The sequence below is a fragment of the Stenotrophomonas sp. 2YAF22 genome (assembly GCF_052114665.1).
Taxonomy (GTDB): Bacteria; Pseudomonadota; Gammaproteobacteria; order Xanthomonadales; family Xanthomonadaceae; genus Stenotrophomonas; species Stenotrophomonas indicatrix.
The window spans coordinates 1-2,744 of sequence record NZ_JBFRFE010000593.1 but is presented as its reverse complement, the minus strand read 5'-3'; the positions used below and the strand labels follow the sequence as shown (position 1 = coordinate 2,744).

At 66.9% G+C, this 2,744-nt stretch carries 3 protein-coding genes; 2 read left to right on the top strand and 1 reads right to left on the bottom strand.

All coding sequences use genetic code 11. From position 1 onward, the window contains the following. On the bottom strand, positions 1 to 506 hold a 506-nt coding region (locus AB4Y84_RS18645), incomplete at its 3' end, for a TetR/AcrR family transcriptional regulator (protein ID WP_442250632.1). Between the two features lie 101 nt (positions 507 to 607). On the opposite strand from AB4Y84_RS18645, the gene AB4Y84_RS18640 reads away from it, so the two are divergent. Together AB4Y84_RS18640 and AB4Y84_RS18635 are read left to right on the top strand one after the other, a co-directional pair. Next, positions 608 to 1,663 carry a sugar phosphate isomerase/epimerase family protein gene (locus tag AB4Y84_RS18640; RefSeq protein WP_134832855.1) on the top strand — a complete coding sequence of 352 codons (1,056 nt, stop codon included), beginning with the start codon at positions 608 to 610 and terminating at the stop codon, positions 1,661 to 1,663. A 20-nt stretch (positions 1,664 to 1,683) separates the two neighbouring features. Beyond that, on the top strand, positions 1,684 to 2,577 hold the full coding sequence (locus AB4Y84_RS18635; protein WP_442244063.1) for an alpha/beta fold hydrolase: 894 nt from the start codon (positions 1,684 to 1,686) through the stop codon (positions 2,575 to 2,577). Positions 2,578 to 2,744: the final 167 nt, after the last annotated feature.

Sequence of the window (2,744 nt, the reverse complement as noted above, 5' to 3'; positions counted from 1 at the left end):
GAGATGCCATGCAGCACCGTGGCGAAATGATCACCCAGCGCCTGCACGGATAGATCGGCCGCCAGCTCGCCAGCCGCCTGCGCCTGCTGCAGCCGCGCGATGATCGCCGCCGTGCGCTGGCGGCGGTGGCTGGCCAGCCAGTCGCGTACGCCCTCGCCATCCGGTGACACGCTGCTGGCCGAGGACACCACCAGGCAGCCATGCGGACGACCGCGACGGGTGTAGGTCAACACTGCATCCCGCAGCATGCTGCCGATCGCATCGCGCAGTGACGCCTGCTCCAGCGCGCGCGGCGCGAAGCCGCCCTCGCCTTCCTCGTACAGCGCCACCGCTTCGCGGAACAGCTGCTCCTTGCTGCCGAACGCGGCGTAGATGCGCGCCGAGGCAATGCCAAGCGCCTCGACCAGGGCCGACATCGAGGTGCCCTCATAGCCGTGCTGCCAGAACAGCAGCATCGCCTTGCGCAATGCCTGGTCCCTGTCGAATTCGCGCGGTCGCCCTGCCATCTGCCTGCCTGCCGTTCTGAGGCGCGCAGTGTAACGCGGGTGTTGACCATCCCGATGCACGCGCCTATTCTTTGTCGACCGACAAACAATTGGAGCAACACATGCAAACCCTCAAAGGACCCAGCCTGCATCTGGCGCAGTTCGCTGGCGACCAGGCGCCGTTCGACAGCCTGTCCGGCATCGCCGCCTGGGCCGCCGGCCATGGCTTCAAGGCCCTGCAGATTCCGGCATGGGACGCGCGCCTGTTCGACCTGGCCACCGCCGCGGACAGCCAGGACTACTGCGATGACCTGCGTGGCACCCTGGCCGAGCATGGCCTGCAGGTCAGCGAGCTGACCACCCACATCCTGGGCCAGCTGGTGGCGGTGCATCCGGCCTACGATGAACTGTGCGATGGCTTCGCACCGGAAGCACTTCGCGGCAACCCGCAGGCACGCAGCGAATGGGCACAGCAGCAGCTGCATCTGGCCGCCCGCGCCTCGCGCCGGCTCGGCCTGCAGGACATGGGCACCTTCTCCGGCTCGTTCGCCTGGCCCTACCTGTTCCCCTTCCCGCAGCGTCCGCCGGGCCTGATCGATGCCGCATTCGATGAGCTGGCGCGCCGCTGGCGGCCGATCCTCGATACCTGCGAGGACAACGGCATCAACCTCTGCTACGAAATCCATCCCAGCGAAGACCTGCACGATGGCACCAGCTTCGAACGCTTCTTCGAGCGTGTGGGCCAGCACGAGCGCTGCCGCATCCTGTTCGATCCCAGCCACTTCGTGCTGCAGCAGCTGGATTACCTGCAGTTCCTGGACATCTACCATCCGTTGATCCGCATGTTCCATGTCAAGGACGCGGAGTTCCGTCCCAATGGCCGCCAGGGCATTTACGGTGGCTACGCCGACTGGACCGAACGCGCGGGCCGCTTCCGCTCGCTGGGCGATGGCCAGGTCGATTTCAAGTCGATCTTCTCCAAGCTGGCGCAGTACGACTACGCCGGCTGGGCAACGCTGGAATGGGAGTGCTGCCTGAAGGACCAGGAAGCCGGCGCGCGCGAAGGTGCCGCCTTCATCCGCGACCACATCATCCCGGTCACCGACAAGATCTTCGACGACTTCGCCGGCGCGCCGATCAGCGCCGCCCAGATGCAGCACATGCTCGGCATCGCCTGAGCCCCCACAGGAACATCCCCATGACCAATTTCCCCACCGCTGGTACCCCCGGCGACGACACCCTGCGCCACCACTACCTGCGCATCGACGGCCAGCGCGTGCATTGCGTCTCCGCCGGCAGCGGTCAACCGGTGCTGTTGATTCCCGGCTGGCCGCAGACCTGGTACGCCTGGCGCCACGTGCTGCATGCGTTGGCCGAGGCCGGCTTCGAGGCGATCGCGGTCGACCCGCCCGGCATCGGCGAATCCGATCGTCCCGCGCACGGTTACGACACCGGCAGTGCCGCCGCGGTACTGCATCAGACCATGCAGGCCCTGGGCCACGAGCGCTACCAGGTGGTCGGCCATGACATCGGCATGTGGATCGCCTATGCATTGGCCAGCGACCAGCCGCAGGCGGTACAGCGTCTGGCCGTGACCGAAGCGGTGATTCCCGGGCTGGCACCTGAGCCGGGCATTTTCGCCGCACCGGCCGACAACATCTTCCTGTGGCACTTCATGTTCAACCAGGTGGCCGATCTGCCCGAGGCACTCATCACCGGTCGCGAACGCGCCTACCTGGACTTCATGTTCGACCGCTGGTCGTACCGGCGCGATGCGGTGGCCAGCGAAACCTACATTGCCGCCTACAGCCGCCCCGGCGCGTTGCGTGCAGGGTTTGCCTGGTACCGCGCGATTCCGGAAACGATCCGCCAGAACCAGCTCCGCGCACAACGCCGGTTGACGATGCCGGTGCTGGCCATCGGTGCCGAGCACGCCACCGGCAACGCCCCGATGCTGACCCTGCAGCCGCATGCCGATGACCTGCGCGGCAGCGTTGTTCCGGGCTGTGGCCACTTCATCATGGAAGAAGCACCGCAGGCGTTCCTCGCCCAGCTGCTGCCGTTCCTGCAGGAGGCTGGTCATGCCGCTTGAACCTGCGCTGCAGTCGTTCGTCGATGCGGTGGCGGCGCACCCGCTGCCGGACGATCTGCTGGAACTGCGCGCACTCAGCGAGCAGGCGCTGCCCACATTGCAGGGCGCCACCGAGGCGGTATCGCATGTCGTGGAGCACGTCGTCAGCGCGCGCGACGGCCATGCGC

Bases quoted from the DNA above. Each gene is read 5' to 3' on its own strand.
- AB4Y84_RS18635 (WP_442244063.1), top strand. From the start codon at position 1,684: ATGACCAATTTCCCCACCGCTGGTACCCCCGGCGACGACACCCTGCGC.
- AB4Y84_RS18640 (WP_134832855.1), top strand. From the start codon at position 608: ATGCAAACCCTCAAAGGACCCAGCCTGCATCTGGCGCAGTTCGCTGGC.